Annotated in this window: 26 protein-coding genes, 3 pseudogenes and 1 riboswitch; of the genes and pseudogenes, 8 read left to right on the forward strand and 21 right to left on the reverse strand. The window is 71.1% G+C overall.

Features of this window, described 5'->3' with window-relative positions; all coding sequences use genetic code 11:
* Positions 1-208 precede the first annotated feature (208 nt).
* Positions 209-742 carry a PadR family transcriptional regulator gene (locus J7E93_RS17990; RefSeq protein WP_215070624.1) on the reverse strand — a complete coding sequence of 178 codons (534 nt, stop codon included), beginning with the start codon at positions 740-742 and terminating at the stop codon, positions 209-211.
* A gap of 30 nt (positions 743-772) precedes the next feature.
* Entirely contained in the window at positions 773-2,788 is a 2,016-nt protein-coding gene (locus tag J7E93_RS17995) for an NADPH-dependent 2,4-dienoyl-CoA reductase (protein WP_215070626.1), read from the reverse strand.
* A gap of 306 nt (positions 2,789-3,094) precedes the next feature.
* Here J7E93_RS17995 and J7E93_RS18000 point away from each other — a divergent pair, with 306 nt between their 5' ends.
* Entirely contained in the window at positions 3,095-3,388 is a 294-nt protein-coding gene (locus J7E93_RS18000; RefSeq protein WP_215070629.1) for a hypothetical protein, read from the forward strand.
* A gap of 103 nt (positions 3,389-3,491) precedes the next feature.
* The gene (locus J7E93_RS18005) at positions 3,492-3,731 is read left to right on the forward strand and encodes a hypothetical protein (protein ID WP_215070631.1); all 240 of its coding nucleotides are present in this window, start codon (positions 3,492-3,494) and stop codon (positions 3,729-3,731) included.
* Between the two features lie 55 nt (positions 3,732-3,786).
* Here the strand turns inward: J7E93_RS18005 and J7E93_RS18010 are convergent, their stop codons facing one another.
* Positions 3,787-4,329, reverse strand: coding sequence for a DapH/DapD/GlmU-related protein (locus J7E93_RS18010; protein WP_215070633.1), 543 nt, complete (start codon positions 4,327-4,329; stop codon positions 3,787-3,789).
* 102 nt (positions 4,330-4,431) lie between these two features.
* Between J7E93_RS18010 and J7E93_RS18015 the strand changes: the two are divergent.
* Positions 4,432-4,723, forward strand: a pseudogene (locus J7E93_RS18015) (IS982 family transposase); the annotation flags it as partial.
* Between the two features lie 29 nt (positions 4,724-4,752).
* On the opposite strand, the gene J7E93_RS18020 reads toward J7E93_RS18015, so the two are convergent.
* The 10 genes from J7E93_RS18020 to J7E93_RS18065 form a co-directional block, all read right to left on the reverse strand.
* Entirely contained in the window at positions 4,753-5,595 is an 843-nt protein-coding gene (locus J7E93_RS18020) for an ATP-binding cassette domain-containing protein (RefSeq protein ID WP_215070707.1), read from the reverse strand.
* Positions 5,596-5,597: 2 nt separating this feature from the next.
* The gene (cbiQ, locus tag J7E93_RS18025; RefSeq protein WP_215070635.1) at positions 5,598-6,347 is read right to left on the reverse strand and encodes a cobalt ECF transporter T component CbiQ; all 750 of its coding nucleotides are present in this window, start codon (positions 6,345-6,347) and stop codon (positions 5,598-5,600) included.
* Positions 6,348-6,353: 6 nt separating this feature from the next.
* Positions 6,354-6,803, reverse strand: coding sequence for an energy-coupling factor ABC transporter substrate-binding protein (locus J7E93_RS18030; RefSeq protein ID WP_251066706.1), 450 nt, complete (start codon positions 6,801-6,803; stop codon positions 6,354-6,356).
* On the reverse strand, positions 6,800-7,501 hold the full coding sequence (locus J7E93_RS18035; RefSeq protein ID WP_215070637.1) for an energy-coupling factor ABC transporter permease: 702 nt from the start codon (positions 7,499-7,501) through the stop codon (positions 6,800-6,802). Before J7E93_RS18035 ends, J7E93_RS18030 begins: the two co-directional genes overlap by 4 nt.
* A gap of 28 nt (positions 7,502-7,529) precedes the next feature.
* Positions 7,530-7,726: riboswitch (cobalamin riboswitch) on the reverse strand.
* Positions 7,727-7,801: 75 nt separating this feature from the next.
* Entirely contained in the window at positions 7,802-8,206 is a 405-nt protein-coding gene (dhaM, locus tag J7E93_RS18040) for a dihydroxyacetone kinase phosphoryl donor subunit DhaM (protein WP_215070639.1), read from the reverse strand.
* Positions 8,203-8,817, reverse strand: coding sequence for a dihydroxyacetone kinase subunit DhaL (gene dhaL / locus J7E93_RS18045; protein WP_215070641.1), 615 nt, complete (start codon positions 8,815-8,817; stop codon positions 8,203-8,205). The genes dhaM and dhaL overlap by 4 nt, the downstream gene beginning before the upstream one ends.
* A gap of 17 nt (positions 8,818-8,834) precedes the next feature.
* Positions 8,835-9,827 carry a dihydroxyacetone kinase subunit DhaK gene (gene dhaK, locus J7E93_RS18050; protein WP_215070643.1) on the reverse strand — a complete coding sequence of 331 codons (993 nt, stop codon included), beginning with the start codon at positions 9,825-9,827 and terminating at the stop codon, positions 8,835-8,837.
* A 340-nt stretch (positions 9,828-10,167) separates the two neighbouring features.
* Positions 10,168-11,649: an amino acid permease gene (locus J7E93_RS18055; RefSeq protein WP_215070645.1), complete on the reverse strand. Its 1,482-nt coding sequence runs from the start codon at positions 11,647-11,649 to the stop codon at positions 10,168-10,170.
* Positions 11,650-12,970: 1,321 nt separating this feature from the next.
* Positions 12,971-13,525: a DUF3291 domain-containing protein gene (locus J7E93_RS18060; protein ID WP_215070646.1), complete on the reverse strand. Its 555-nt coding sequence runs from the start codon at positions 13,523-13,525 to the stop codon at positions 12,971-12,973.
* A gap of 32 nt (positions 13,526-13,557) precedes the next feature.
* On the reverse strand, positions 13,558-14,238 hold the full coding sequence (locus J7E93_RS18065) for a metalloregulator ArsR/SmtB family transcription factor (protein WP_215070648.1): 681 nt from the start codon (positions 14,236-14,238) through the stop codon (positions 13,558-13,560).
* Between the two features lie 525 nt (positions 14,239-14,763).
* Here J7E93_RS18065 and J7E93_RS18070 point away from each other — a divergent pair.
* On the forward strand, positions 14,764-15,567 hold the full coding sequence (locus J7E93_RS18070) for an endonuclease I family protein (protein WP_215070650.1): 804 nt from the start codon (positions 14,764-14,766) through the stop codon (positions 15,565-15,567).
* 130 nt (positions 15,568-15,697) lie between these two features.
* Here the strand turns inward: J7E93_RS18070 and J7E93_RS18075 are convergent, their stop codons facing one another.
* Together J7E93_RS18075 and J7E93_RS18080 are read right to left on the reverse strand one after the other, a co-directional pair.
* Positions 15,698-16,456 carry an MBL fold metallo-hydrolase gene (locus J7E93_RS18075; RefSeq protein WP_215070652.1) on the reverse strand — a complete coding sequence of 253 codons (759 nt, stop codon included), beginning with the start codon at positions 16,454-16,456 and terminating at the stop codon, positions 15,698-15,700.
* Positions 16,457-16,560: 104 nt separating this feature from the next.
* Complete coding sequence (locus J7E93_RS18080) at positions 16,561-17,547, reverse strand: GlxA family transcriptional regulator (RefSeq protein ID WP_215070653.1); 987 nt, start codon at positions 17,545-17,547, stop codon at positions 16,561-16,563.
* Positions 17,548-17,780: 233 nt separating this feature from the next.
* On the opposite strand from J7E93_RS18080, the gene J7E93_RS18085 reads away from it, so the two are divergent.
* Entirely contained in the window at positions 17,781-18,287 is a 507-nt protein-coding gene (locus J7E93_RS18085) for a DinB family protein (protein ID WP_215070655.1), read from the forward strand.
* Positions 18,288-18,359: 72 nt separating this feature from the next.
* On the opposite strand, the pseudogene J7E93_RS37180 reads toward J7E93_RS18085, so the two are convergent.
* Positions 18,360-18,497: pseudogene (locus J7E93_RS37180) on the reverse strand (Na+/H+ antiporter NhaA); the annotation flags it as partial.
* Between the two features lie 225 nt (positions 18,498-18,722).
* Between J7E93_RS37180 and htpX the strand changes: the two are divergent.
* Together htpX and J7E93_RS18100 are read left to right on the forward strand one after the other, a co-directional pair.
* Positions 18,723-19,637, forward strand: a complete 915-nt coding sequence (gene htpX / locus J7E93_RS18095; protein WP_215070657.1) for a zinc metalloprotease HtpX — start codon at positions 18,723-18,725, stop codon at positions 19,635-19,637.
* 31 nt (positions 19,638-19,668) lie between these two features.
* The gene (locus J7E93_RS18100; protein WP_215070659.1) at positions 19,669-20,268 is read left to right on the forward strand and encodes a hypothetical protein; all 600 of its coding nucleotides are present in this window, start codon (positions 19,669-19,671) and stop codon (positions 20,266-20,268) included.
* Positions 20,269-20,317: 49 nt separating this feature from the next.
* On the opposite strand, the gene J7E93_RS18105 is transcribed toward J7E93_RS18100, so the two are convergent.
* From J7E93_RS18105 to rpmF, 3 genes and pseudogenes are all read right to left on the reverse strand, one after another.
* The gene (locus J7E93_RS18105) at positions 20,318-21,136 is read right to left on the reverse strand and encodes an SDR family NAD(P)-dependent oxidoreductase (protein ID WP_215070660.1); all 819 of its coding nucleotides are present in this window, start codon (positions 21,134-21,136) and stop codon (positions 20,318-20,320) included.
* 182 nt (positions 21,137-21,318) lie between these two features.
* Positions 21,319-22,519 (reverse strand): annotated as a pseudogene (locus tag J7E93_RS18110) (GTP-binding protein).
* A 5-nt stretch (positions 22,520-22,524) separates the two neighbouring features.
* Positions 22,525-22,695 carry a 50S ribosomal protein L32 gene (rpmF, locus tag J7E93_RS18115; RefSeq protein ID WP_215070662.1) on the reverse strand — a complete coding sequence of 57 codons (171 nt, stop codon included), beginning with the start codon at positions 22,693-22,695 and terminating at the stop codon, positions 22,525-22,527.
* A 166-nt stretch (positions 22,696-22,861) separates the two neighbouring features.
* On the opposite strand from rpmF, the gene J7E93_RS18120 reads away from it, so the two are divergent.
* Positions 22,862-23,938 (forward strand): NAD-dependent epimerase/dehydratase family protein, encoded by a 1,077-nt coding sequence (locus J7E93_RS18120; protein WP_215070663.1) that lies wholly within the window; start codon positions 22,862-22,864, stop codon positions 23,936-23,938.
* A gap of 170 nt (positions 23,939-24,108) precedes the next feature.
* Here the strand turns inward: J7E93_RS18120 and J7E93_RS18125 are convergent, their stop codons facing one another.
* Positions 24,109-25,227: a sensor histidine kinase KdpD gene (locus J7E93_RS18125; protein WP_215070665.1), complete on the reverse strand. Its 1,119-nt coding sequence runs from the start codon at positions 25,225-25,227 to the stop codon at positions 24,109-24,111.
* Complete coding sequence (locus J7E93_RS18130) at positions 25,224-25,958, reverse strand: response regulator transcription factor (RefSeq protein WP_215070667.1); 735 nt, start codon at positions 25,956-25,958, stop codon at positions 25,224-25,226. The genes J7E93_RS18125 and J7E93_RS18130 overlap by 4 nt, the downstream gene beginning before the upstream one ends.
* Positions 25,959-26,032: the final 74 nt, after the last annotated feature.

The following is a 26,032-nucleotide window of genomic DNA, read 5'->3' on the forward strand; positions in this document are numbered from 1 at the left end:
GGGTGACCGGCGTGACCGGAGGCCGACCGGGGTGGACGAGGCGCTGGTCGACGTGACCGGGGGCAGGCCGGGGTGGACCGGGCGCCGGGCGGGGTGACCAGGCGCCGGGCAGGGTGAAGAGGCGGCGGCCGGGGAGTGAGTCGGGCGCCGGGCGGGGTGACCGACCCCCGTCTCGACCGCCAGGTGACCGTATGGTGCGGGTCGGGGGCTACCGCTCCAGCTCGCTCAGCGCCTGGGTCAGCCACTCCACCCAGAACCGCTCCAGATCGATCCCGCCGCGCAGGACCAGGTGGCGCAGCCGGTCCGGCTCGCTCTCCCGGCGCTCCGGCGGGAAGTCCCGTACCTCGATCGCCCGGTACTCGTCCAACTGCCGCTGGTGCAGGCCGAGATGGTGCCGCAGTTCCTCCCGCATGCCCGGCGCGCCGACGACCGCCGCCGCCCGCATGCGCAGCAGCAGTGCCGAGCGCAGCGGTTTGGGGTCCTCGCTCCTCGCCACCCACTCGGTCAGCTCGGCGCGGCCCGCGGGCAGGACTTCGTACTCCTTCTTCTGCCCACGGGCCGGTGTCGGGGCGGGCAGGGCACGGATGTGCCCCGCCTGCTCCAGCTTGCCCAGCTCGCGATAGATCTGCTGATGCGTGGCCGACCAGAAGTAACCGATCGACCTGTCGAAACGGCGCGTCAGCTCAAGGCCCGATGAAGGCTTCTCGAGCAGCGCGGTCAGGATCGCGTGCGGGAGGGACATGCGCGCAATCCTAGATTCCGCCCGCGTGGCTCACAGAGCCGCCGCCAGACGGGTGCCCTGGTCGATGGCGCGCTTGGCGTCCAGCTCCGCGGCCACGTCGGCGCCGCCGATCAGGTGCGCGGTGCGACCCGCGGCGATCAGCTCCTCGTAGAGGCCGCGGCGCGGCTCCTGGCCGGTGCACAGGACGACCGTGTCGACCGGCACGATCTGCGGTTCGCCGTCGATCGTGATGTGCAGACCCTCGTCGTCGATCCGCTCGTACGAGGCGCCCGCGACCATGGTGACGCCACGGTGCTTCATCTCCGCGCGGTGGATCCAGCCCGTCGTCTTGCCGAGGCCGGCGCCGACCTTGGAGGTCTTGCGCTGGAGCAGGTGGACCTGGCGCGGCGGCCGGGGCCGCTCGGGGGCGCGCAGTCCGCCGCGCGTCTCGTAGGAGGTGTCGACACCCCACTGGCGGAAGTACGTCTCGGCGTCCTGGCTCGCGCCCTCGCCGCCGTCGGTGAGGTACTCGGCGACGTCGAAGCCGATGCCGCCCGCGCCGATGATCGCCACCCGCTCGCCGACCGGTGCGCCGTCACGCAGCACGTCGAGGTAGCTGACGACGCTGGGGTGGTCGATGCCCTCGATCTCCGGGGTGCGGGGGGTGACTCCGGTGGCGACGACGACCTCGTCGTACTCCGCGAGCAGTTCGCTGGTGGCCGTGGTGTTCAGCCGGACCTCGACACCGCGGGCGTCGAGCTGGGTACGGAAGTAGCGCAGCGTCTCGTTGAACTCCTCCTTGCCTGGCACCCGCTTGGCGATGTTCAGCTGGCCGCCGATCTCGGCCGCGGCGTCGAACAGGGTGACCGAGTGGCCGCGTTCGGCGGCGGAGACCGAGAAGGCGAGTCCGGCCGGGCCGGCTCCGACCACGGCGATCCGCTTGGTGAGCCGGGTGGGGGAGAGGACGAGTTCGGTCTCGTGGCAGGCGCGCGGGTTGACCAGGCAGGAGGTGATCTTCAGGCTGAAGGTGTGGTCCAGGCAGGCCTGGTTGCAGCCGATGCAGGTGTTGATGGTGTCGGCCCGGTCGGCGGCGGCCTTGGCGACGAAGTCCGGGTCGGCGAGGAAGGGGCGGGCCATGGAGACGATGTCCGCGCGGCCCTCGGCGAGGATCTGCTCGGCCACCTCGGGGGTGTTGATGCGGTTGCTGGTGACCAGTGGCACGGAGACAGCACCCATGAGCTTCTTGGTCACCCAGGTGTAGGCGCCGCGCGGCACGGAGGTCGCGATGGTGGGGATGCGGGCCTCGTGCCAGCCGATGCCGGTGTTGATGATGGTGGCGCCGGCCGCCTCGATCTCCTTGGCGAGCGCGACGACCTCCTCCAGGGTCGAGCCGCCGGGGACCAGGTCCAGCATGGAGAGGCGGTAGATGACGATGAAGTCCTCGCCGACGCGCTCGCGGATGCGGCGGACGATCTCCAGCGGGAAGCGGACCCGGTTCTCGTAGGTGCCGCCCCAGCGGTCGGTCCGGTGGTTGGTGGCGGCCGCGATGAACTCGTTGATCAGATAGCCCTCGGAGCCCATCACCTCCACGCCGTCGTATCCGGCGGCCTTGGCGAGCTCGGCGCAGCGGGCGTAGTCCTCGACGGTCTGCTCGACCTCGGCGTCGGTGAGCTCGTTGGGTACGAAGGGGCTGATCGGCGCCTGGATCGCGCTGGGCGCGACGAGCGCGGGGTGGTACGCGTACCGGCCGAAGTGCAGGATCTGCATCGCGATCCGACCGCCGGCCTCGTGTACGGCGTCGGTGATCAGGCGGTGCTCGGCCGCCTCCTCCTCGGTGGTCAGCTTCGCGCCGCCGTCCCACGGCCGGCCGGCCTCGTTGGGGGCGATTCCACCGGTGACGATGAGCCCGACGCCGCCGCGGGCACGCTCGGCGTAGAAGGCGGCCATGCGCTCGAAACCGTTCTCGGCCTCTTCGAGGCCGACATGCATCGAACCCATGAGCACCCGGTTGGGCAGGGTGGTGAACCCCAGGTCGAGCGGGCTCAGCAGGTGCGGGTACGCGGTCATGGGGGCGCCTCCTCGGGCAGGATCGTCACGTCTGTTGTAGACGACCGGACCGATGTGCTGCAACAAGTTGCATAACCGCGCCGGAGTGATCTGCGCTACGCCCGCACCTCTACAGCCGTCGACTACGTGGGACGCGCGGGTGGTGGTCTCGGAATTGCCCCACGAAGGTCGGCGTGTTGCAGAGCGAAACGGACAAATTCCGCCTAGCGTCCATACTCGCACGAATCGCTCGACGACGGATCACGTCGCTCTGACGGAAGTGGAGATGTAGTGCACAAGCTTCGCAAGGCTGCTCTCGTGGCTGCCATGGTCGGGACTGTCACCCTGTTCGGGGCCTCCGTTGCCTCTGCCACCAACGCCCACAACACCGGCGAAACCAACGGCGCCCCGTGCGATCAGCGGGTGGAGGTCACCAACGATTCATCCGGTCTCGTCAACCTCTCGAACATCAACATCACGCTCCTCGGCACCGGCCCGGCTCTGGCCCCGGCGGTGACGCAGGTCTGCGGCGAGGGCAACAACGCCGCCAGTGTCGCCAACGCCGACTCGTCGATGGATGGCGGGATCCTGAACGGGCTCCTCGGCAACGGCCTGATCTAAGCGCTGAGGCCGGCTCACTGGGCAGCTCCGGACGCAAGTCCGGGGCTGCCCTCCCGCGTTGCCGGGCCCGGCCCGGAGCGAGGTCCCTCACGCTTGGGCCCGCATGGTGCGCCGGCTGCAGGACAACGCCCCGGTGAGCGCCGCAGCGCTACGGCCTGCCGCCGCCGCTGAGGACATCGCGGCAGCAGAGCACGCGGGAAGCGTCCCGTTCCCGGCGGAACTCCGTACCTGGCTGACGATCAACAACGGTGTGCGGACCGCGGACAGCACCCTGGACCGGGCCCCGTACACGACCACGGATGCTTCCTTCCGGGCGGCCGACACCCCCTGTCCACGGCCCTGATCCCAAAGACGTACCAGCGGCCCGCAGTCGGGCTCGGCGTGGCCCGAAGAGTCCGTCACCACTTTCGGTGCACGGTTGCCTTACTGCCGTTCACCAAGCTGGCCGGCGGAACGTCATCGGCCACGACCGCGCCGGCGGCAACCACGGCGTCACGGCCGATGCTGACGCCGGGCAGGATCGTGGCACCGGCACCGATCCACACATTCTCCGCCACGTCGATGGGTGCGCCGGTGAGGTACAGCCGCCGCTCCTCGGGATCGACCGGGTGGCCGCTGGTGATGAACGTGACCTTCGGTCCGATCATCACGCGCTCGCCGAGCCGGATGCCGGCATAGTCCAGGAACGTGCAGTTCTGGTTGATGAAGACGCGCTCGGCGAGGGCGAGGTTCAGGCCATGGTCCGTGTAGAAGGGCGGATAGATCGTGACTCTCGGCGGCAGTGGCCTGCCAAGGATCTGTTCGAACAGTTCCGCCTTGCCCGCTTCGTCTTCGAAAGGCAGGACGTTCAGGCGGGAGGTGAGCTCGGTGACCCGCAGGACCCTCTCGGCCATGGCCTGGAACTCGGCGCTGTTGATGCGCATGAGACGGTCGCTGGACATGCCGCGATCCTTTCTGGGAACCGGTGACTGGACACGACTCACCGGACGATCAAAGTCAAGGGGTGCCGAGGAGACGAAAACGAGGGCGCCCAAGATCGTTTTGTGACGAACAACCTGGACAACCCTCGCGACGGCACTCTATGTGAAGACCGACGACCTGCTGAAGGCGTCTCCGCATCTGGCGCCGTGGCGTCCGGCCGTGGGGATCGCCCCGCAGCTCACCGACGCGGAACTCGTCACGCCGGCAATGGTGCAGGCCATGCTCGGCTTCACCTCCGAGGCCAGGTGGCTCCGTCACGCCCGCGTTCACCTGCGGCACCTCTTCGCGTACCTGCCCCAGCAGCCCGGCTACAACAAGCGCCTGCGCAAGGCCGCCGCGCTGCTGCGGCGGATCACCCCCAGCGACATGATCGGCCGGACACCCTAGGCGTTCCCCGGCACCCCCACCCACGCGTCGAGTTCCTCCGCCGTGCGCGGGCCCTCGGCGTCCGGCGCGAGCAGGCCGTGCGTGCGCAGCAGGCGGGTCACCGCCATGCCCCACGGCCGGCGCAGCCGTGCCGCGTCGAGGAGGGCGTCGTCGGCGAGGAGTTCCGCGATCGGCCCCGTCCGCAGGCCCGCAGGCGAGAGCACGGCGGCCTCGTCCGCCCAGCGCAGCGCCAGATCGACGTCATGGGTCGCCATCACCACCGTCGTGCCGGACTCCCGAAGCCGCCCGAGCGCATCGAGCAGCCGCTCCTGCCCGTGCGGATCGAGCCCCGCCGTCGGCTCGTCCATGATGAGCACCCGCGGCCGCATCGCCACGGCGCCGGCGATCGCGGCCCGCTTCCGCTGCCCGTACGAGAGCAGATGGGTCGGCCGGTCCTCCAGGGCCACGATGTCCAGCGCCTCCAGGGCGTCGCGCACCCGGAGCCGTACCTCCTCCTCCGGGAGCCCCAGGTTCATCGGGCCGAACGACACGTCCTGGCCGACCGAGGCCGCGAACAGCTGGTCGTCCGGGTCCTGGACGACCAGCTGTACGGTCGTCCGCAGCCGGGTGAGCCCCTTGCGGTCGTACGACACCTCCTCGCCGTCCAGACGGAGCGCGCCGCTGCCGCAGCGCAGGCCCCCGCTGAGCAGCCGCAGCAGCGTCGTCTTGCCGCTGCCGTTGCGGCCGAGCAGGGCCAGTGCCCGCCCCTCCGGCACGGCGAAATCGATCCCGTCCAGGACGGCGGGCCCGTCCTCGTAGGCGAATCCGGCCTTCACCAGCTCCACGACAGGCGACGCGATACTCACGGCAGGGACCTTTCCAGTACGAGGGTGAGGGCGACGAGACCGGTGAGGAGGCCGGCCGTCGCGGCGAGGAACCGGCCCGAGACCGCGGCCTCGGGCACCAGGACCCGCAGCGTCCCGTCGTAACCCCGCCCGGCGAGCCCCGTCTGCAGGCGCTGCGCACGGTCGAAGGCGCGCACGAAAGCCGTCGCGCCGAGACCGGCGAGCGAGCGCCAGGTCGCCGCCCGGGAGGTGAGCCCGAGCCGGGCCGCCTGCGCCTGCCGGATCTTGGACATCGCGTCCAGAAGAAGGAAACTGATCCGGTACATGACCAGGGCGACGTCCACGACCGGCGCCGGCACCCCCGCCCGTACCAGACGAGGCAGCACGTCCGAGACGGGCGTGGTGAAGGCGAACAGCAGCACGCCCAGCGAGGCGGCCGACGTCCGCAGCAGCAACTCGCCCGCGTGCACCGGCCCGTCCGGGGCGAGCGCGACCAGTCCGCGGGCCCCGCCCACCTCGAACAGCAGCGGTACGGCGCCCGTCACGCAGAACCCCAGCGGGATGCGGAACGCACGCCACAGCTGCCGCCCCGGCACCCCGGCCGGACCGAGCAGTACCGCGAGGGTGGCCGCGGCGACGAGCACGGCACCCGGCCACGGCGGCAGGCAGACCGCCGACAGGGTCAGACCGAAGCCGAGAACGGCTTTCTCGCACGGGTGACGGCGGCGCCAGCGACTGCTGTGCGCCGCCGCGTCGATCGGCAGCATCGGCGGTTACTCGCCATCCGAGGCGACAGGCGTCGCCTTCACCGTGGGCGCCCCGGCCGCCGCCGTGGTCGCGCCGGCCACCGTGGTCGCGTCGGCCACGTTCGGCGCGCCCGCCATCGCAGGCGCGTCGGCCGTTCTGGCCGCCGCGGCCGCCGCGCGCTCCTCGCCCTGCCGGCGTCCGCGCCGCAGCCCGAAGTAGTACGCCAGCACCCCGGCCCCCAGCGCCGCCTGCAGGGAGAACAGCGCCGACTCGATCTCGCCGGACGGCGGCTCGTACAACGGGCTGAACCACGGCTTGTAGTCGGGGTCGATCTCCGTGATGGCCGTCTCCGCCTCGGCGTCGGCGCCGGTGAACGGCTCTTCCTTGTGGTCACCCAGCCCCAGCAGCAGAGGCACCACCGCCAGCGCCGCGACGACGAGCAGCAGCAGAGCGTTGATCTTCGCGTTCCGGCTCATCGGGCGCTCGCCTCCGCCTGCTCGGCCTTCCGGGCGCCGGGGAGCAGAATCCCGAGCCGGGTCAGCTCTCCCTTGCTGGACTGCGTGAGCAGGCGCATGACGAGCACCGTCAGCAGGCCCTCGCTGACGGCGAGCGGCAGTTGCGTGACGGCGAAGATCCCGCCGAACTTGGCCAGCGCCCCCAGGACGCCGCTGCCCGGGTCCGGGAAAGCGAGCGCGAGCTGGACGCTGGTGACGCAGTACGTGGACAGATCGGCGACGAACGCGCCGAAGAACACGCTCACCATGAGCGGGACGCCGAAGCGGCGCAGCAGCCAGTACGTTCCGAAGCCCGCCCACGGTCCGACGATCGCCATCGAGAAGACGTTGGCGCCGAGCGTGGTCAGCCCGCCGTGGGCGAGCAGCAGCGCCTGGAAGAGCAGCGTGATCGTGCCCAGGACCGCCATCACGGGAGGCCGGAACAGGATCGCGCCCAGACCCGTGCCGGTGGGGTGGGAACAACTTCCCGTCACCGAGGGGATCTTGAGCGCGGACAGGACGAACGTGAACGCACCGGACGCGCCCAGCAGCAGGGTCGACTCGGGGTTGGACCTGACCTCACGGGTCAGGGCGCGGACGCCGTGGACGACGAACGGAGCGGACGCGACGCCCCAGGCGGCCGCGTGCACAGGGGGCAGATACCCCTCGGCTATATGCATGGTTGGGAGACCCTCTCCAGCACCTCGTGGATGGACAACGCACCTTGGCCGGTCTCCTGGCTGACGGGTCATGCCGCCGCGACTCCGCCTTCCCACACCACAACGGTCTCCCGCGGCGGTGCAGTGGCTTCCCCGGGGGGATGGAGCCGGACTTCCCGATCACAGTGGCGAGGGCCGCACCGGTACCGCACCGGTTTCCCGTACACCAAGGCCCTGCGACATTAGTGGGTTGACCAGCTACATCACAACACGGGTGGAGTCCGGTACGGCCTGTGACAAGCGCCTCGTGGTCTGTTCCGCTCACACCTTCCGGTACGTGTACGCCTCCGAGGCCGCCGCCACCACCGCGTCCAGATCCCCGCCGGCCGTGGCCGTGACGAGGGCGGCGACGGCGCCCTCCACGAAGGGGGCGTCCACGAGCCGTGATCCCTCGGGCAGCTCGTCCTCCTCGGCCAGGAGCGCTTTGACGGTCAGTACGGCGCTGCCCAGATCGACCAGCAGCGCCACACCGGCGCCTCGGTCGACCGCTTTCGCCGCCTCGACGATGAGCTCGGAACTGGTGCCGAGACTTCCGTCGGGGGTGCCGCCCGCGGGCGCGATCGGCGCGGTGGCGCCGGCGCCGGTCAGTCCCCGGGCGAGCTCGGCCACGGCCCTCGCGACGGCGGCACTGTGCGAGACGAGAACGATGCCCACCTGCTCGCTCATCCGGCCGCCACCTCCGCGAGGGCGGCGACCAGCAGCGCCGACGAGGTGGCCCCCGGATCCTGGTGTCCGATCGACCGCTCACCCAGATAGCTCGCCCTGCCCTTGCGCGCCTGGAGCGGTACGGTCCCGAGGGCGCCCCGCTCGGCTGCCTCCCGGGCCGCCTCGAAGGACTCGCCCAGCGCCTCGGCCGCCGGAACGAGCGCGTCCAGCATGGTCTTGTCGCCGACCTGCGCCCCGCCGAGCTGGGCGACGGCGCCGACCCCGGCGGTCAGCGCCGCCGCCAGCTGCTCCCTGGTGACGGTCGCGGAATCGCCGAGGGCCTTGCCGGTCCGCCGCAGCAGCGTCCCGTACAGCGGTCCGGAAGCACCGCCGACGGTGGAGATCAACTGTCGTCCAGCGGCGACGAGTACGGCTCCCGGGGTCTCCGGCGGTTCCTTGTCCAGTACGTCCCTCACGGCGGCGAATCCCCGCTTGAGGTTGGCGCCGTGGTCGGCGTCGCCGATCGCCGAGTCCAGCTCGGTCAGGCGGTCGGCCTCGCGATCGACGGCCGTCCCGGCGACGGTCAGCCAGCGGCGGAAGAAGGCGGCGTCGAGCCCGGTGATGTCAGTCATTTCCCCTGATTCCCTTCTTACCGGCCCCAGCGCAGGGCGGGCGTCTGTACGGGCGCGTCCCACAGGCGCAGCATCTCCTCGTCGGCCTCGCACAGCGTGACCGAGCAGCCCGCCATGTCGAGCGAGGTGACGTAGTTCCCCACCAGGGTCCGGGCGACCGGCACCCCGCGTTCGGTGAGCACCCGCTGCACCTCGGCGTTGAATCCGTACAGTTCGAGCAGTGGTGTGGCCCCCATCCCGTTCACCAGGGCGAGGACCGGTCCGGACGGCTGCAGATCCTCCAGTACGGCATCGACGGCGAAGTCCGCGATCTCACCCGACGTCATCATCGGCCGCCGCTCACGCCCCGGCTCGCCGTGGATACCGATGCCCAGCTCGAGTTCACCCTCAGGCAGGTCGAAGGTGGGGCTGCCCTTGGCGGGTGTGGTGCAGGCGCTCAGCGCCACGCCGAAGGACCGCGACCGCTCGTTCACCCGCCGCGCGATCGCCTCGACCCGCTCGAGCGGCGCGCCCTCCTCGGCCGCCGCCCCGGCGATCTTCTCCACGAACAAGGTGGCCCCGGTCCCGCGCCGCCCGGCCGTGAACAGACTGTCCGTGACCGCCACGTCGTCGTTCACCAGCACCTTGGCGACCTGGATGCCCTCGTCCTCGGCGAGTTCGGCGGCCATCTCGAAGTTGAGCACGTCGCCGGTGTAGTTCTTGACGACGAACAGCACCCCCGCCCCGGAGTCGACCGCGGCGGCGGCCCGCACCATCTGATCGGGCACGGGCGAGGTGAACACCTCCCCGGGGCACGCCGCCGCCAGCATCCCGGGCCCGACGAACCCTCCGTGCAACGGCTCGTGCCCGGACCCGCCCCCGGACACCAGCGCGACCTTCCCGGCGACGGGAGCGTCCCGCCGCAGGACCACACGATGCTCGACATCGACGGTCAGCTCGGGGTGCGCGGCGGCCATGCCCCGCAGCGCGTCGGCGACCACGGTCTCGGGGACGTTGATCAGCATCCTCATACGTGACTCCTGGCAACGCTGGTAGATGTGTCTTTGACCAGTGTCTTCCTGGTCAGGCTGGGTGAGCGTAGGTGGCGATCCCCATGCTGAGGTTCGTGACGGTGTGTCGGGCGGATGGAACAGTCGACCGGTTTGCGGGTGCCGGGCATGTCGTCTTCAGCAGTATCGACGGTTTGCACCGACGATCACAGACCGCGGCGATCAGTGTGTCCCCACGCGCCCAAGCGACCACGCACTCAGTGAGCCGCCGCGATTCGGCCCGCTGAGCTGTGCGCTCAGCGGGCCGAGACCTCTCTCGACGTCCTTCACTGGTGTCGGGCCCAGGGCCGGTACCTCTGTCCTACGGTCGGGTGACCGAGTCCTCGACCCCCGGAGTGGCGGTGTCGGTGTGCGCGTCCTTGCGGCCGGCGCCGGTCAGGTCGCGGAACACGGCGATGGCCAGGACGAGGCCGGCGGCCAGCAGCGACATGAGGACCTGTTCGCGTCCGGCCTCATCGGTCAGCATGTAGACGAGGACGAACGAGATCATCGCGATCGTGACCCAGGTCAGATACGGAAAGAGCCACATCCTGACGACCAGCTTCTCCGGCTGCTCGCGCAGGATGATGCCGCGCATCCGCAGCTGGGTGAAGCAGATCATCAGCCATACGAAGAGGGCCACCGCGCCCGATGAGTTGAGCAGGAAGTCGAAGACGGTGTCCTTCCACTGGTAGTTGAACCATACGGCGACGAAGCCGAACACGACGGAACCGAGGATCGCGGCCTGCGGCACACCGCGGGCGTTGGTGCGGGCGAAGGCTTTGGGGGCGTCTCCGCGCCGGCCGAGGGAGAAGGCCATGCGGGAGGCGGTGTAGAGACCGGAGTTGAGACAGGACAGGACGGCGGTCAGGACGATGACGTTCATGACCTGGCCGGCGTGCGGAATGCCGATGGAGTTCAGGGCGGCGACGTACGAACCGTCCTCGACGATCGACTTGTCGTTCCACGGGAGCAGTGTGACGACGACGAAGATCGAACCCAGGTAGAAGACGCCGATACGCCAGATGACGCTGTTGGTGGCCTTGGTGACGGCGCGCTGCGGGTCTTCCGACTCGCCGGCGGCCAGGGTGACGATCTCGCTCCCCATGAAGGAGAAGACGACCATCAGGACACCGGTGAGGATGGCGCCCGCGCCCTGGGGCATGAAGCCGCCCGCGTCGGTGAGGTGTGCGAATCCGGTGCCGGGGTTGTCGGAGCCGGGCAGCAGACCGAAGACGGCGAGCAGGCCGATGGCCACGAAACCGCCGATGGCGACGACCTTGATCCCGGCGAACCAGAACTCGAACTCTCCGTAGGAGCCGACCGAGACGAGGTTCGTGGCGGTGAGCACCACCATCACGATGAGTGCCCAGCCCCACTGCGGGATCGCGGGTATCCACCCGTTGAGGATGACGGCACCGGCGGTGGCCTCCACCGCGAGCACGACGACCCAGAAGAACCAGTACAGCCAGCCGATGGTGAAGCCGGCCCAGCGGCCGAGGGCCTGGTCGGCGTAGGTGGAGAAGGAGCCTGAGGTCGGCCGTGCGGCGGCCATCTCGCCGAGCATCCGCATGACCAGGACGACCATCGCGCCGACGAGGACGTAGGAGATGAGGATGGCGGGTCCGGCGGCGGCGATGCCGGAGCTGGAGCCGACGAACAGACCGGCACCGATGACACCGCCGATGGCGATCATGGACAGATGGCGGTTCTTCAGCCCGGCCTTGAGGCCGTCGGGGGAGGGGGCCTGCGCGGGGTCGCCAGGCTGTGCGGCCACCTTGGTGGTCGTCGGTTGGGCGCTCATGGATTCCTCGGCTGTCGAAGGAGTTCGGGGCGTGACTCAGCGCAGCTGGAGTGACGAAGCCAGGGCATTGAAGGGTGCCCATACGAGAGCTACGGCAGGCTGATCACGGTTCTGCTGCGTCTCCGGCCGGTGTGGATCGGCACGGTGGTGGGTGTCCTGGACGCAGGGACCGCTGTACGGCGCGGGTGCGGGCGAGGCGCACCGTCTGGCCCTGTGGGGCATGCGTGCAACGGATTCCGCACTGATTCCAGTGGGGTTGGGGTCAGCCGGCTCACAGGCTGACCCAGGGCCAAGACGGTAGGGCATGAATGCGGAATTGGAAACAGCCGCCCGCTCCGGCGTCCGGTCCGTGTCTGAGTGCGCTGGACCGCCCCCTCGGCTGCCGCAGCGACTTGAGCATGTGTATGAACCCGGTTCACCGGGAGTCTGGCATCTGTCCATGGTGTGGGGGTGGGGCCGCTTCTACGGTCGGTGTACGCGAGATGCCGCCGGGCGACCCCCGGCGCTCCTCATCGGCCAGGGTGGTCCTCCTCGAGGGCCGGCGAGTCCTGGCTCTCTTCCTGCTCCGGGCGTCCCACGCAAGCCGATCCGGTCGTTCGGGCGATTGCCATCGCGACGGAGCAGGCCCGCCGTCCCTATGCCCCTCCGGCTCTGTCGGGCGGATTGCGCGGGCCCCTTCTCCACGCGCCTTCACAGGTGCATCCGCATGTACACCCGCATGTACGCCCGCAGGCATACGGGGCTCGCCTCCGCCCGCGACCTCGCGCCTCGGCCGCTGGAGCTGCCTACGCGGCGTTCAATACGGCCCGACCACCATCCGAGGGAGTTGACCCATGTCTGCCGCATCCGGGCAGCCTGTCCCGCCTGCCGGCGTCATCCTCCGCCCACCGGCCGAGGGCGGCCGGTCCGCCGATCCGAGTGACCCCACGTGCCACTGCGGCCAACTGCTCGTCAGCTTCGGCGGCTGCCGGACCCTCCGTTGCCTCGACTGCGAGCCCTACCGTTCCGATGACTGCCTCTTCGACCTCTGAGCAACCCCGCAGCGACGTCCGCGCCGCGTACAGGACCGCAAGCCTGATCGGGTTACGGCCGCGCGGCGTGCTCGCACACGGGAGGCGGCTCCTTGTGGAGCGCGCGAACGGGACGTTGGTGCGGTGGCCCTATGTGGACCGGTGCGACCACCCACAGGACAGGCACGCCGATGGCCCACGGCGGGTCCGTGACATTTGAGCGGAGTGCCGCGGAGTCGCCGAGGCCGGGCTGTCATGCCAAGGAGCGCCGCTGCCGGGCCACCGCCCTGCCGGACTGAGCATCCGCTCCGTTACACCGCCGCCGCGTCCCCGGTGGGCTCCGGCCGCACGCTCCGGGCGGCCGGCTCAGGCTGCGCCGGCGGTCCGGCCTGAACGTGTTGGGCGGCTTCGGCGGCGGTGTAGGAGGAGGCGAAGGTGAACGCGCGTGGGGACGGCCCGTTCGCCCGCAGGTCCGCCAGCCGCTCCAGGGCTTCGCCGACGGTCGGGAGGTGACCGGCGGGGACCCACCAGAGCACCATGTACGCCTCGACGTGCCGCTCGAACCATTCGCGGCGCCGCCGCATCACCTCCAAGTGGCCGCTGCGGTAGGTGAAGTCCCACAGGGCCTCCTGGGTCTCCCACACCGACAGGTTGACGATGACGTTCTCGCCCGCCGGGCGCAGGCCGGTGGCGTCGGCCGCACCCTCCTCCGCGAGCCGCCACACGAAGCCGGGCGTGCCGTCGGCGGCGGCGTTGACCGGGTCGAGCATGTCGACGAACGGTGCCATGCGTGGGTCGTCGAGGGGGTGGCGGAGTGTGGCGACGTTGAGCTCGGCGAGGTGGGCGGCATGCGTGGATGCGGTCATGGTCACATACCAGCACGGCCCGGTTTTCTATGTCAATCCTGATTGTTTTTAGAAGGTTCGACCACCACGCAGCACTCTCCTGGTCGGGCGTCCATGCGGGCGCGGACGGGGCCGTCCGTGCCGAGCAGCCCCTCCAGCAGCGCGAGATTCATGCCGCAGACGAGCGGCGGGAACCGTTCGGCGACGGCGTGGAAGGGGCAGTTGCGCATACGGACGACCGGGGCGGCCGCCCCGGTCGTCCCCTCGGTGCCTTCCAGGTGCGGTTCGTAGCCGCGGGCGGCCAGCGTCTCCATGGCCTCTTCGAGGCCGGCGCAGGGCTCCGCGGAACCGCGCAGGGCCTCGCCCCGGCGGCGTGCGGCCGCGCAGAGCCCGGCGTCCAGCCCGGCGTGCTCGGCGGCCTCGGCCAGCAGCTCGGCGGCGGTGCGGTAGTCGCGGGCGGGCAGCGACACCGTCCGCTCGTCCCGCGTCCGCGTGTACACCTTGGCGGGGCGGCCCGCCCCCGGCCCCGAGCGGCCCGACAGGCGACGGCTCCCGCTCTCCAGTAGCCCGGCATCGGCCAGCTTGTCCAGATGGTGCGCGGCAAGCGTGCGCGTCACCCCGACCGCCTCGGCGGCCTCGTTGCGGCCGACCTCGCGGCCCTGTGCCGCCACGTACTCGTACAGGCGGCGCCGCACCGGATCCTGCAACGCCGCGATCGCGTCGATATCCTTCATTCGGCCATTCTAGGAACAACGCAGGTTGGAGATAGAAGGGCGTGACGCGGCCCCGGCCAGTGCCACGCCCCGGCCAGTGCCACGCCCCGGTCGGTGCCACCCCGAGGACCACCACCCCGGGCGCGCTCCGGCCCTCGCCGAAGACCGCGGCCGGCGGTTCCACGAATTCCGGTCGGCACGCGGACGGGCCCGGGCCGGTCGCGGCGACGGTGACCTCCGTCGTACGCGGTCGGGCCCCGCTGGACGCAGCCGTACACCTTCCTGCCTGCCACGCGGCTCAACCACCCCTTCCCCGAGCCCGGTTCGTCCGGCCGTCTTCAGCGACGGCGCAACCCCTGACCTGGGAACGGTCAGTGGTTGCTCCGTATGCGAGAACGTCACAGAAAAGCCTTCTCCCGGTTACACGGCCAGCCCCTCCTCCGTGCCACGCTCCCGGTTGCGAGAAGTCAACACGCGTAGAACGCGGCGCCGTTGAGCCGCACGTCGCGTTCCGCCGCGGCCGTTCCCAGGAAAGGGCATCCCCCCATGTCCGTTGCACAGATAGGCAGATGGAAGGCGCTGACGGCAGCCGTCGCCGCCGTCCTCCTCGGCCTCACTCTCCCCACCGTCGTCGCGACTCCCGCGAGCGCCACGACCACCGCGTACGACAGCACGTACTACAAGAACGCGATCGGCAAGACCGGCACGAGCCTGAAGTCCTCGCTGCACACGATCATCAGCAGCCAGAACAAGATCTCGTACGACGCGGTCTGGAACGCGCTGAAGGTCACCGACCAGGACCCGAACAACAGCAGCAACGTCATCCTGCTGTACAGCGGCACCTCACGCAGCAAGGCCCTCAACGGCGGTGACGTGGGCGACTGGAACCGCGAGCACGTGTGGGCCCAGTCCCACGGCAGCTTCGGCACCTCGGCCGGCCCCGGCACCGACCTGCACCACCTGCGCCCCGCGGACGTCCAGGTCAACAGCATCCGCGGCAACAAGGACTTCGACAACGGCGGCAGCGCGGTGAGCGGCGCGCCCGGCAGCTACACGGACTCCAACTCCTTCGAGCCGCGCAACGCGGACAAGGGAGACGTGGCCCGCATGATCCTCTACATGGCCGTCCGCTACGAGGGCGACGACGCCTGGGCCGACCTGGAGCCCAACGATTCGACCACCAACGGCAGCGTCCCCTTCCACGGCCGCCTCTCGATCCTGAAGCAGTGGAACGAGCAGGACCCGCCGAGCGCCTTCGAGGAACGCCGCAACGACGTCATCTACGGCACCTACCAGGGCAACCGCAACCCGTTCATCGACCACCCCGAGTGGGTCGAGGCGATCTGGTAGACGGAGCCCGGCATGCGCCGAGCTCTCCCCTCACGGGCGGGGAGCTCGGCCAAGCCCTCACCCGGCCGACCAGGGCCGCCGGAGTGACCCGGGGACCAGTCCCTGGCGCGGCAGCGCGTACGACCAGCGGTCAGACTCCGACGTCATCGGTGCGACGGATGAGGCGTCCGGCCGCTTCCCGGCGGGACAGCCGGCGGTGCTCCCGGGCAGCCCACTTCCGGACCCGCTCGGGTTCCAGAGGCGAGCCGTGTCCGACGTGGAGCCGGGTGGGACGCAGAGCGAGCATCTCCTGCAGGCTGGCGAGGTTGCCCAGCGGGTCGTCGTGGAAGGGCGGGTTGGCGGGCTTCCCCGGGATGAGACCCATGAAGGAACCGGCCACCAGGTCACCGGCGACCAAGTCCCCCTCGTCGGTGAGGACGGAGACCGAACCCGCCGTGTGTCCCGGGGTGGGCATGATGCGGGCCCCGATCCCGAAGTCGTCCAGATCCGTCTCTCCGCGAACGAGTACGTCGGGTTCCAGCGGGGCGACCTTGATGTGGAGGTTCTTGTTCCTGGCCATGAGGCGGCCCATGGGACCGGTGGGCAGGTACGGTTCGCGGACGCGACCGGTACGGAACGGAACCAGGTCCGCGACGTGGCCCGCCACCGGCGCCCCGGTCAGGCGATGCAGTTCCGCCGCGGAGCCGAAGTGGTCGATGTGGCCATGGGTGATCACGATCAGCGACACGTCGGTGGGATCCACGCCGTGGGCGGCGACCTGCTCGTAGATCTTGCGGCCGCTGCCGGGCGTTCCCGCATCGACGATGACGGGACGACGTCCCAGCAGCAGGTAGGCGTTGATGTTGTGACGGCCCATGACGGGGATGGGGATGACCTTGGTGGGGGACACGGTGTCTCCTCTCGGGTTCGCGGCGCGCCGATTTCGACGGGCACGCCGGTGTTCCGCCCCGCGGCGCTGCGCAAGGCGGTGGCTGGTCGGGACCGGCGCCGGGGTCAGCGGAAGCGGCGGCGGTATTCGGCGGGGGTGGTGCCCAGGCGCCGTCGGAAGGCTCGGTGCAGGCTCTCCACCGAGCCGAGGCCGCTGGCCGCGGCGACCTCGGCCAGAGGGCGGTCGCTCTCCTGGAGGAGTCGGCGGGCGGCCTCCAGGCGGGCGGCCTCCACATAAGCGGCGGGAGTGGTCTGCGTACGTCGGCGGAACAGCCGGTTGAAGTGGCGCACGCTCAGGTGGAGGCGGGCGGCCAGGGCTTCGGCGGAGAGGTCGCCGGTGAGGTGTTCACCGATCCACATGCGCAGTTCGTCGATGCGGTCGCCGGTGTCGCCGGCGTCGCCGGGCACCGCGAGCGGGACGCTGAACTGGCTCTGACCACCGGGCCGTTTGACGTACATGACCATCATCCGGGCGGTGGCCAGCGCGAGCTCCGGGCCGTGGTCCTCGGCGACCATCGCGAGGGCCATGTCCAAGCCCGACGTGATGCCGGCGCAGGTCCACACGCGGCCGGCCCGGATGAAGATCGGGTCCGGGTCCACAGTGACGCGCGGGTGGGCGGCGGCCAGCCGCGGGGCCGTGAGCCAGTGCGTCGTGGCGGACAGCCCGTCCAGCAGGCCCGCGGCGGCCAGCAGGTGCGCGCCCGCGCAGATCGAGCCGACCCGAGCGGCCCCGGGCGCCGCGTCACGCACCCAGGCGGTGACCTCTTCGTCGAGTACCGGCTCCACACCGTCGCTCCTCACGTCGACCGCGCCCGAGACCAGGAGGGTGTCCATCCGGTCGCGGGCCTCGTGCAGCTTGAGGTCGGCGATCAGCCTGACTCCACTGGACGTGGTCACCGGGCCGCCGTCGGCCGTCGCGATCCGCACGGTGTAATCGGGCCGGCGGCTGCCTCCGACGCGCGTGGCGACCGAGAACACCTCGGCCGGACCCGTGACGTCCAGCAGCTCGACGCCGGGGAAGGCCGTGATGACGACTCTGTGCGGTGGAAGCATGCCCTGATCTTTTCGCTCCGCCCCCATGTCCGCAATGACGAGGTTCTGTCAGATCAGGCCCTCGGCGCGGCAGCACCCCAGCCACCGTCACAGCCACAGCCACGCCCCCCGCCCCCGGGCACCCTTGTCGGGCATCCACTCGCCCGGACCGTAGCCCGTACGCCCTGGGCGTCGCCGCCTCGCCCAGCCGAAAACGGCTCGTCCGCACCAGACCCGGTTGGCATGATGAGCCGATGGATGATCACAAGCGGACCGAGCCTTCACGGGTGGCCGACGACCGAACCTCGTTGACCGGCTTTCTCCAGTACCAGCGCGAGACCCTGGCGTGGAAGTGCGCGGGGCTGTCGGCCGAACAGCTCAGGGAGCGAGCTGTCCCACCCTCGGCGCTGTCTCTGCTCGGACTGGTCCGGCACATGGCCGAGGTCGAGCGGAGCTGGTTCCGCATGGTGGTGAACGGTGAGGAAACCCGCGCGCACTGGCCCCGCCGGACGTCCGACCACTTCGCCGAGTTCGACGTGGACTCCGCCGATCCGGAGGAGGCGTTCAGGATCTGGGAAGAGGAGTGCGCGCGGTCCCGTGCCACGGTGGACGCGGCCGAGTCGCTCGACGTCACGGTGCAGTGGCGGGACGAGGTCTTCTCACTCCGCTACGTCATCACGCACATGATCGAGGAGTACTCGCGCCACAACGGTCACGCCGATCTGCTCCGCGAGTGCATCGACGGAACCACCGGGGAGTAGACGGGCGAGCAGGCCCCAGGGCGAGCCCGCCCACCGAGAGCTCCGATGGAGTGCCCGCCTGGCGGGCGATGTGATGTGTTCCGCCTCCGCCTCGGCCGGGAAGGCGATTTCGCCGATCAGAAGGGCGACGGTGAACCCGATCCCGGCGAGGGTGGCGAGTCCGAACATGTCGGCCCAGGCCAGGCCGGGGTTGAGCTGTGCTCGGGTGAAGCCACGACGGCCGCGAGCAGCAGGACCATGCCGCTGACCGTCTCCGTCCGCAGGTGAAGAAGGAGCCCTCGCCCGGTCCTCCGCCAGGGTGCTCCCGTGCGAGCCGGGCACGTCGGGAGACGGGTCGGGCCGTGGCCTTCACGGGCTCCGGCCCTGTTGACCGCCGGGGGTGCACACTGGCAGAGAAGGTACGCGCAGTGGATCTCCGCCTGGAGGGTGAGTCGGATGCCCGGTGACCGGTCACGCTCGCGCTATGTCCCGGATCGAGGACTCACCACGCGCATGGTGACGACGATGTTCCTGATCGGGTTGCTCTACGTCGTCTTCGTCGGCGTCCTGCTGGTCCTCCTCAAGGGCTCGTGGCCCGTCATCCTGCTGATCGCGGGCGGTCTGTTCGTCGCGCAGTTCTGGTTCAGCGACCGCATCGCGGCCCTGGGTATGGGCGCCCGTGAGGTCACCCCCGAGCAGGCGCCCGCGCTGCACGGCGCTGTCGATCGCATCTGCGCCCTCGCCGACATGCCCAAGCCGCGGGTGGCGATCGCCGACAGCGACGTACCGAACGCCTTCGCCACCGGCCGCAACGAGAAGACCGCCCTGGTCTGCGCCACCACCGGCCTGCTTCGGCGCCTGGAGCCCGAGGAGCTGGAAGGTGTCCTCGCGCACGAGCTGTCGCACGTCGCCCACCGCGACGTCGCGGTGATGACCATCGCCTCGTTCCTCGGCGTCCTCTCCGGAGTCATGGTCCGCGTCGCCCTCTACAGCGGACTGGGCAGGAACAGCCGCGACAGCAACGCCGCGATCGCCGTGATCCTGATTCCGGTGGTCAGCGCCGTCGTGTACGTCATCAGCTTCCTGCTCACCCGGCTGCTCTCCCGCTACCGCGAACTGTCCGCCGACCGTGCCGCCGCACTGCTCACCGGCCGCCCCTCCGCCCTCGCCGCCGCGCTCACCAAGGTGACCGGCGACTTGGCGAAGATCCCGACCCGGGACCTGCGGAAGGCCGAGCCGTTCAACGCCTTCTGGTTCGCACCCGCCTTCTCCTCCAAGGAGAGCCTGGGCCGGCTCCTCTCCTCCCACCCGACGCTCGAGCAGCGCCTCGACCAGCTCGGCCGGATCTCGGCACAGCTCGGCCGCCCGTAACCCGCCCCCGACCGGAGCGGAGGTGCTCAGGGTGGGACTCCTCGACTCGATCCTCGGCCGCAGCAAGCCGGTACGCCCCGACCTCGACCAGCTCTTCGCGCTGCCCTCCGCCGCGATCACCCTCCAGGCGGGAGGCGGGTTCATCCCCACGGGCAGCGGCTCGGTGTGTTTCGCCGGCGTCGAGGGCGGCACCTTCGCCACGCTCCGGGAGGAGGTACGGGAACTGCTGGACGCGGACACCGAGCGGGGAGGCACACCGGTCGAGTTCAGCAGGGACGCGTACGGCTACACCTGGCTCCTCGTCCGCCATCCCCCCGACGACACCGCCTCCCTCGTCAACGACCTGCACGCCGTCAACACCCTCCTTCAGGACGCCGGCTTCGGCCCGCAGCTGCTCTGCTCCCTGGTCGCCTTCCGTGAGGCGGCGGGAGAGCGCCTCCTGGCGCTCATCTACCTCTACAAGCGCGGCACCTTCTACCCCTTCGCACCGCTCCCCGGCGACACCGAGAAACGCGACAACGCACTCGAACTCCAGATCAAGGCCCTCCTCGCCGACGACCTGCGCATCGAGCCCGACCTCGCCCGCTGGTTCCCCGTCTGGGGCGCGCCGGGGCTCGGCGGCGCACTGTGACGACGCCCGGTGAAGGCGTCAGGCCTCATGCGCAGCGAGCGAAGGGCCCTCAGACGTGCGGCGACCGCGGGTCGATACGGAAGTCGAAGGCGAGCGTGCCGGGGTCGAGGGCGGTCGCGCCGCCGTCCGCGGTGAGTACGGCTCCGTTGACGAAGGAGGAGGCGGGCGAGAGCAGCCAGGCGATGGCCTCGGCGACCTCGCGAGGCTCACCCGGACGCCCGGTGGGCAGGACGCGGGTGACCTCCTCGTACGCCGCCTCGACACCGTCCTCCCCGAGCCCGGCCTCCTCGGCGAACCGGCTCATCCTGCGGTCCGCCATGTCGGTACGCACCCAGCTCGGGCACACCGTGTTGGCGCGCAGCCCGGCGCCCCCGTAGTCGACCGCGAGGGAGCGGCAGAGCTGGAGCAGCGCCGCCTTGGAGGTGGCGTAGGCGGCACTCCCCACGCCGTTGCGCAGCGCGGACACCGACGCGACCGCGACCACCGCGCCGCGGGCGTCGAGCAGATGGGGGAGTGCGGCGCGCAACAGATGGAACGGCCCGGTGAGGTTGGTCCGCATGACCTCGTCCCAGTCCTCGAGCCGCACCTCGCCCACGCTCCCGCCCCGCCCGATCCCGGCGTTGAGGACGAGTCCGTCGAGTCGGCCGTGCGCGGCGACGGCCGCCTCGACGAGTGCGCGTACGGCGTCGGGATCGCCGATGTCGGACGGGACGGCCAGGGCCCCCGTCTCCTCCGCGACGATCCTCAGCGGCTCGGGGCGGCGCCCGGAGATCACCACCTGGTGTCCCGCCGCACGCAGCAGCCGGGCGGTCGCGGCGCCGATGCCCGTCCCGCCACCGGTCACGAGGTACACGCGCTGGTCCGCCATGGGTCGTCGAGCCTCCGTCGTCGTCTGCCGTCACCTGCCGTCGTCGTGATCATATGCAGGCGAACGACGGCCGGTCCGGTCCGCTGCGCGGGGGCGGACCCGAGCTCCACGTCACGGCGGTCCTGATCTGCGTACCGGGCCGGGCAGTGCCGTGGCTGCGACCACTGCCCGGCCCGGAGCCCTCAGGCCCGGAGCACCGGCGCCGGGTGGTCGTGCTCCAGCCCGTGCTCGTGCTCGCAGGCGTCGTCGATGCCGAACGTCTCCCATGCCGGAAACGGGTCGCCCGGTGGCAGGGACTCGCCGTCGGCCATCAGGCAGTCGGTCAGGGCGGCCCGGAGTGCTTCGGTCCACAGCCCGGTACCGATGAAGACCAGTTCCTGCCCCTGGGGCGTCTCCGCGTCGCGGGCCCCGGAGGGCTCGAAGCGGGCGACGGCGCCTGCCTGCGACCACAGACCGGTGACGTGGGGACGGCTGGCCAGCCAGAAGAACCCCTTCGAGCGAAGGATCTGTCCGTAGGTGCCGCTGTCGAGGCCCTGGGTGACGAAGGTCCACAACCCGGTCGGGGTGGAAGGGAAGTTCGGAGCGGAAGACGGTGGACGAGATGCCGTACTCCTCGGTCTCCGGGACGTGGTCACCGTTGAGCTCCATGACCCAGCCCGGGGCCTGCTGGGCGCGTTCCAGGTCGAACAGCCCGGTGCCGAGGACCTCGCGAAGTGCGACGCGTCCGCGGGTCGCGGACACGATCCTGGCGACGGGGTTGAGACGGGTGAGGGCGGCCCGGAGCCGGTCGGCATCGGCCGCGCCGACCAGGTCGACCTTGTTCAGGACGATGACGTCGGCGAACTCGATCTGGTCCATCAGCAGCTCGCTGACGGTCCGCTCGTCGTCCTCGTACTGATCGAGCCCCCGCTCGACCAGCCCGTCACCGCCGTTGAGCTCCGGCAGGAAGTTCGCCGCGTCGACGACGGCGACCATGGTGTCCAGGCGGGCGAGATCGCCGAGGGTGGCGCCGTCGTCCCGGGGCAAGGCGAAGGTGGCGGCGACGGGCATCGGCTCGGAGATGCCGCTGGACTCGATGAGGAGGTGGTCGAACCGGCCCTCGCGGGCGAGGCGGTCGACCTCTTCGAGGAGATCGTCGCGCAGGGTGCAGCAGATGCACCCGTTGGTCATCTCGACCAACCGCTCCTCGGTGCGCGAGAGGGCGGCCTCGCCGCCGCGTACGAGGGCGGCGTCGATGTTGATCTCGCTCATGTCGTTGACGATGACCGCGACGCGCAGGCCCTCTCGGTTGCTCAGGACGTGGTTGAGCAGGGTGGTCTTGCCCGCGCCGAGGAAGCCGGACAGCACGGTCACCGGCAGCCGGCCGTCGGTCGTGCCGCTCACGCGCCTCAGCCCTCGGGCCGGAGCAGACCGCGCTCGTACGCCTTGGCGAGGCGCTGCGGGACGCGGTGGACGACGCCGTCGATCGTGACCGGTGTCAGCTGGGGCGTGGTGGCCTTCCACTGGGCGCGGCGGTGACGGGTGTTGGAGCGGGACAGCTTCCGCTTGGGAACGGCCATGGTGACTCTCCTGGGTGGATGGGGCGCGAGCGGCTCAAACGGTATATGAAAATGGTTTCCATTGTCTAAATGGCCCTGGAGCGAGATGCGCCCAACCGGTGACGGAAGTCTTACGTACGGGCGCGGAGCCTACGCGGCGCAGCACGGTGTCCGTAGCGTCCTCGGCATGCGAGTACTCGTCACCGGAGGCGCGGGCTTCATCGGCGCGCACATCGTCACGGCCCTGACCGAGCGCGGGCACGACGTCGTCGTCCTGGACGCGCTGCTGCCGAGCGCGCATCCGGGGCGGCGGCCGCCGCTGATGCCGGATGCCGAACTGCTCGTCGGGGACGTCCGCGACACGGACGTGGTACGCGCCGCCCTGCGCGGTGTGGACGCGGTCTGTCATCAGGCCGCGATGGTGGGGCTCGGCAAGGACTTCGCGGACGCTCCCGCCTACGTCGGCTGCAACGACCTGGGCACCGCGGTGCTGCTGGCGGCGATGGCCGAGGCCGGTGTGCGCCGGTGCGTCCTCGCGGGGTCGATGGTGGTCTACGGCGAAGGGCGCTACACCTGCCCTCGGGACGGGATCGTGCGGCCCGGCCCGCGCGAGGTCGCCGACCTGGAGGCGGGGCGCTTCGAACCGCACTGCCCGGTCTGCGGGGCGCCGTTGGTCCCCGGCCTGGTGGGCGAGGACGCCCCGGCCGATCCCCGCAACGTGTACGCGTCCACCAAGCTGGCCCAGGAGCACCTGACCGCCGCCTGGGCACGGTCCACCGGCGGACGGGCGGTGTCGCTGCGCTATCACAACGTGTACGGGCCGGGCATGCCCCGGGACACCCCCTACGCCGGAGTTGCGTCCTTCTTCCGGTCGGCGCTGGCCCGGGGCGAGGCGCCACGCGTCTTCGAGGACGGGGCGCAGCGCCGTGACTTCGTGCATGTACGGGACGTGGCCGCGGCCAACGCGGTGGTGCTGGAGGCCGTCGGCGACCGCCCGGGCGGGTCGTTCGTCGCCTACAACACCGGCAGCGGCGAACCGCACACCATCGGGGAGATGGCACGCGCGCTCGCCACGGCCCACGGCGGCCCCCGGCCCGTGGTCACCGGCGAGTACCGGCTCGGCGACGTTCGGCACATCACGGCGGATTCGGCGCGGCTGCGGTCCGAATGGGGATGGCGCACCCGGGTCGGTTTCGCCGAGGGCATGGCCGAGTTCGCGCGGGCGGAGCAACGCGCCTCGGCCGCTCTCCCGCAGCGCGCCTAGCCCGCACGCGCGCCGGACGGCGTTCACCGCCTCGGTGTCGAGTGCGGACGAAGGCCGGGTCGTGTCGCGCCCTCTGGTCCGGCTGGAGACGACCTGATCAGCGCGCCGGGCCGGGGTTCCGGGGCCGGGCCAGGGGACGGCTGTTCCGGGCACCTGGCCCGGCGCGCGGCTCACGGCGCCTCGACCGGCACGGGCAGCGTCACCTCGAAGCGGCAGCCGCCCGGCACATTGCGTACCTCCGTACGCCCGGCGTGGGCCTCGACGATGCCGCGCACGATCGCCAGGCCGAGGCCGGCACCCGCGGGCGGGGTCCGGGCGTCGCTGCCCCGCCAGCCGGTGTCGAAGACCCGTGGCAGATCCTCGTCGGGGATGCCGCCGCAGCCGTCGGTCACGGACAGCACCACCGCGTCGGCGCGGCGTTCGGCGGCGACGGCGACCGTCCCGTCGGCGGGCGTGTGGCGGATCGCGTTGACCAGAAGGTTCGCCAGGACCCTCGTCATCTCCTTGCCGTCCACCTGCACGGGCCCCCGGTCGACCTTCTCGCCGACCAGCCGCACCCCGTGCTCGTGGGCGAGCGGATGCGCCCCGGAGAGGGCGTCGCCGACCAAGTCGTACACCGAGATCCTCGCGGGGGAGAGAGCGAGAGCGCCCGCGTGGATGCGGGAGAGTTCGAAGAGGTCGCCGACCATGGAGTTGAGCCGATCGACCTCGATGCCGATCTGTCGGTGGTAGCGGGACGGGTCGGCGGCCAGCCCGTCCTCCAACGCCTCCGACATGGCCCGCAGCCCGGCCAGCGGAGTACGCAGATCGTGGGAGATCCAGGCGACCAGCTCGCGCCGCGAGCGCTCGAGGGCCCGCTCCCTCTCCCGTGAGGCCGCCAGCTTGGCGCTGGTGGCGGCCAGTTCCCCGGCCAACTCCGCCAGTTCGGCGGTGGCCGCGGCGGCCGGGGCCGCGAAGCTGCCGCCGTCGCCGAAGTGGCGTGCGGCGAGGGCCAGTTCACGGCTGCGGGCGACGACCCAGCGGCCCAGCAGCAGGGAGGTGGCCAGCGAGACGACCGCTGCCATGGCCACGACGAGGGTGACCACGGTGAGGTCGTGGGGGGAGAGGAACATCGCCCGGGCGACGGCGAGCGTGCCCGCCAGCATGGCGGTGACGGTGACGGCCGCCACGACCGTGAGGGAGACCGCGACCGAGCGCCGGCGCACCAGGCGCAGGGCGACAGCGCCGAGTATCCCCGCGCACGCGGCCCCGCCGAGGGCGAAGGCCGCGATGAGGAACAGGTCCTTCACCGCTCCTCCCCGCTCCCGGACGGAATATCGAAGCGGTACCCGACGCCCCACACGGTCTGGATCAGCTGCGGCCGGGCCGGGTCGTCCTCCACCTTGGCGCGCAGCCGCCGGACATGGACCGTGACCGTCGAGAGGTCTCCGAAGTCCCAGCCCCACACGTCCCGCATCAGCGCCTCGCGGCTGTGGGGTACGCCGGGGTGGCGCAGGAAGTGTGCCAGGAGATCGAACTCCCGGAGTGTGAGGGCGAGTTCCGTACCGTTCTTGGCGGCCCGGTGGCTGTCCGGGGCGAGAGTGAGCCCGGCGCCGCACAACGGCGGCTCCGGTGTGGCGCTCGCCGTCGCCGAGCTCCGGCCGTGGCTGCGACGCAGCACGGACTCCACCCGCAGGACGAGCTCGCGCGGGCTGAACGGCTTGGTGACGTAGTCGTCCGCACCCAGTTCGAGGCCCGCGATGCGGTCCTCCTCGTCGCCTCGCGCGGTGAGCATGACCACCGGTACGGGGCCGATGGCGCGGAGCCGGCGGCACACCTCCAGACCGTCGAGACCCGGCAGCATCAGGTCCAGGACCACCAGGTCCGGCCAGGTCCGCGTCGCGCTCGTGAGGGCGGCGGGACCGTCCGGGGCGTGTTCCACGCACAGTCCCGCGCGTTTCAGATATCCGGTGACGACCTCGGCGACCGTCGGATCGTCGTCGACCACCAGGACGCGAGCCGAAGGGGGTTCCATGCGCATGGCCCCAGCCTCGCATCACCTGGTCCGGGCAGGCAGGGGCGCAGGGGCCTGCGGGGAGTGACGTCCGCGTTTCG

The organism is Streptomyces sp. ISL-36 (assembly GCF_018614205.1).
Taxonomy (GTDB): domain Bacteria; phylum Actinomycetota; class Actinomycetes; order Streptomycetales; family Streptomycetaceae; genus Streptomyces.

What these genes read in the sequence shown, in the direction of transcription:
- J7E93_RS17990 (WP_215070624.1), bottom strand. Translation starts at nt 742, where the DNA reads ATGTCCCTCCCGCACGCGATCCTGACCGCGCTGCTCGAGAAGCCTTCA.
- J7E93_RS17995 (WP_215070626.1), bottom strand. Translation starts at nt 2,788, where the DNA reads ATGACCGCGTACCCGCACCTGCTGAGCCCGCTCGACCTGGGGTTCACC.
- J7E93_RS18000 (WP_215070629.1), top strand. Translation starts at nt 3,095, where the DNA reads ATGGTCGGGACTGTCACCCTGTTCGGGGCCTCCGTTGCCTCTGCCACC.
- J7E93_RS18005 (WP_215070631.1), top strand. Translation starts at nt 3,492, where the DNA reads ATGGTGCGCCGGCTGCAGGACAACGCCCCGGTGAGCGCCGCAGCGCTA.
- J7E93_RS18010 (WP_215070633.1), bottom strand. Translation starts at nt 4,329, where the DNA reads ATGTCCAGCGACCGTCTCATGCGCATCAACAGCGCCGAGTTCCAGGCC.
- cbiQ (WP_215070635.1), bottom strand. Translation starts at nt 6,347, where the DNA reads ATGCTGCCGATCGACGCGGCGGCGCACAGCAGTCGCTGGCGCCGCCGT.
- J7E93_RS18030 (WP_251066706.1), bottom strand. Translation starts at nt 6,803, where the DNA reads ATGAGCCGGAACGCGAAGATCAACGCTCTGCTGCTGCTCGTCGTCGCG.
- J7E93_RS18035 (WP_215070637.1), bottom strand. Translation starts at nt 7,501, where the DNA reads ATGCATATAGCCGAGGGGTATCTGCCCCCTGTGCACGCGGCCGCCTGG.
- dhaM (WP_215070639.1), bottom strand. Translation starts at nt 8,206, where the DNA reads ATGAGCGAGCAGGTGGGCATCGTTCTCGTCTCGCACAGTGCCGCCGTC.
- dhaL (WP_215070641.1), bottom strand. Translation starts at nt 8,817, where the DNA reads ATGACTGACATCACCGGGCTCGACGCCGCCTTCTTCCGCCGCTGGCTG.
- dhaK (WP_215070643.1), bottom strand. Translation starts at nt 9,827, where the DNA reads ATGAGGATGCTGATCAACGTCCCCGAGACCGTGGTCGCCGACGCGCTG.
- J7E93_RS18055 (WP_215070645.1), bottom strand. Translation starts at nt 11,649, where the DNA reads ATGAGCGCCCAACCGACGACCACCAAGGTGGCCGCACAGCCTGGCGAC.
- J7E93_RS18060 (WP_215070646.1), bottom strand. Translation starts at nt 13,525, where the DNA reads ATGACCGCATCCACGCATGCCGCCCACCTCGCCGAGCTCAACGTCGCC.
- J7E93_RS18065 (WP_215070648.1), bottom strand. Translation starts at nt 14,238, where the DNA reads ATGAAGGATATCGACGCGATCGCGGCGTTGCAGGATCCGGTGCGGCGC.
- J7E93_RS18070 (WP_215070650.1), top strand. Translation starts at nt 14,764, where the DNA reads ATGTCCGTTGCACAGATAGGCAGATGGAAGGCGCTGACGGCAGCCGTC.
- J7E93_RS18080 (WP_215070653.1), bottom strand. Translation starts at nt 17,547, where the DNA reads ATGCTTCCACCGCACAGAGTCGTCATCACGGCCTTCCCCGGCGTCGAG.
- J7E93_RS18085 (WP_215070655.1), top strand. Translation starts at nt 17,781, where the DNA reads ATGGATGATCACAAGCGGACCGAGCCTTCACGGGTGGCCGACGACCGA.
- htpX (WP_215070657.1), top strand. Translation starts at nt 18,723, where the DNA reads ATGCCCGGTGACCGGTCACGCTCGCGCTATGTCCCGGATCGAGGACTC.
- J7E93_RS18105 (WP_215070660.1), bottom strand. Translation starts at nt 21,136, where the DNA reads ATGGCGGACCAGCGCGTGTACCTCGTGACCGGTGGCGGGACGGGCATC.
- rpmF (WP_215070662.1), bottom strand. Translation starts at nt 22,695, where the DNA reads ATGGCCGTTCCCAAGCGGAAGCTGTCCCGCTCCAACACCCGTCACCGC.
- J7E93_RS18120 (WP_215070663.1), top strand. Translation starts at nt 22,862, where the DNA reads ATGCGAGTACTCGTCACCGGAGGCGCGGGCTTCATCGGCGCGCACATC.
- J7E93_RS18130 (WP_215070667.1), bottom strand. Translation starts at nt 25,958, where the DNA reads ATGCGCATGGAACCCCCTTCGGCTCGCGTCCTGGTGGTCGACGACGAT.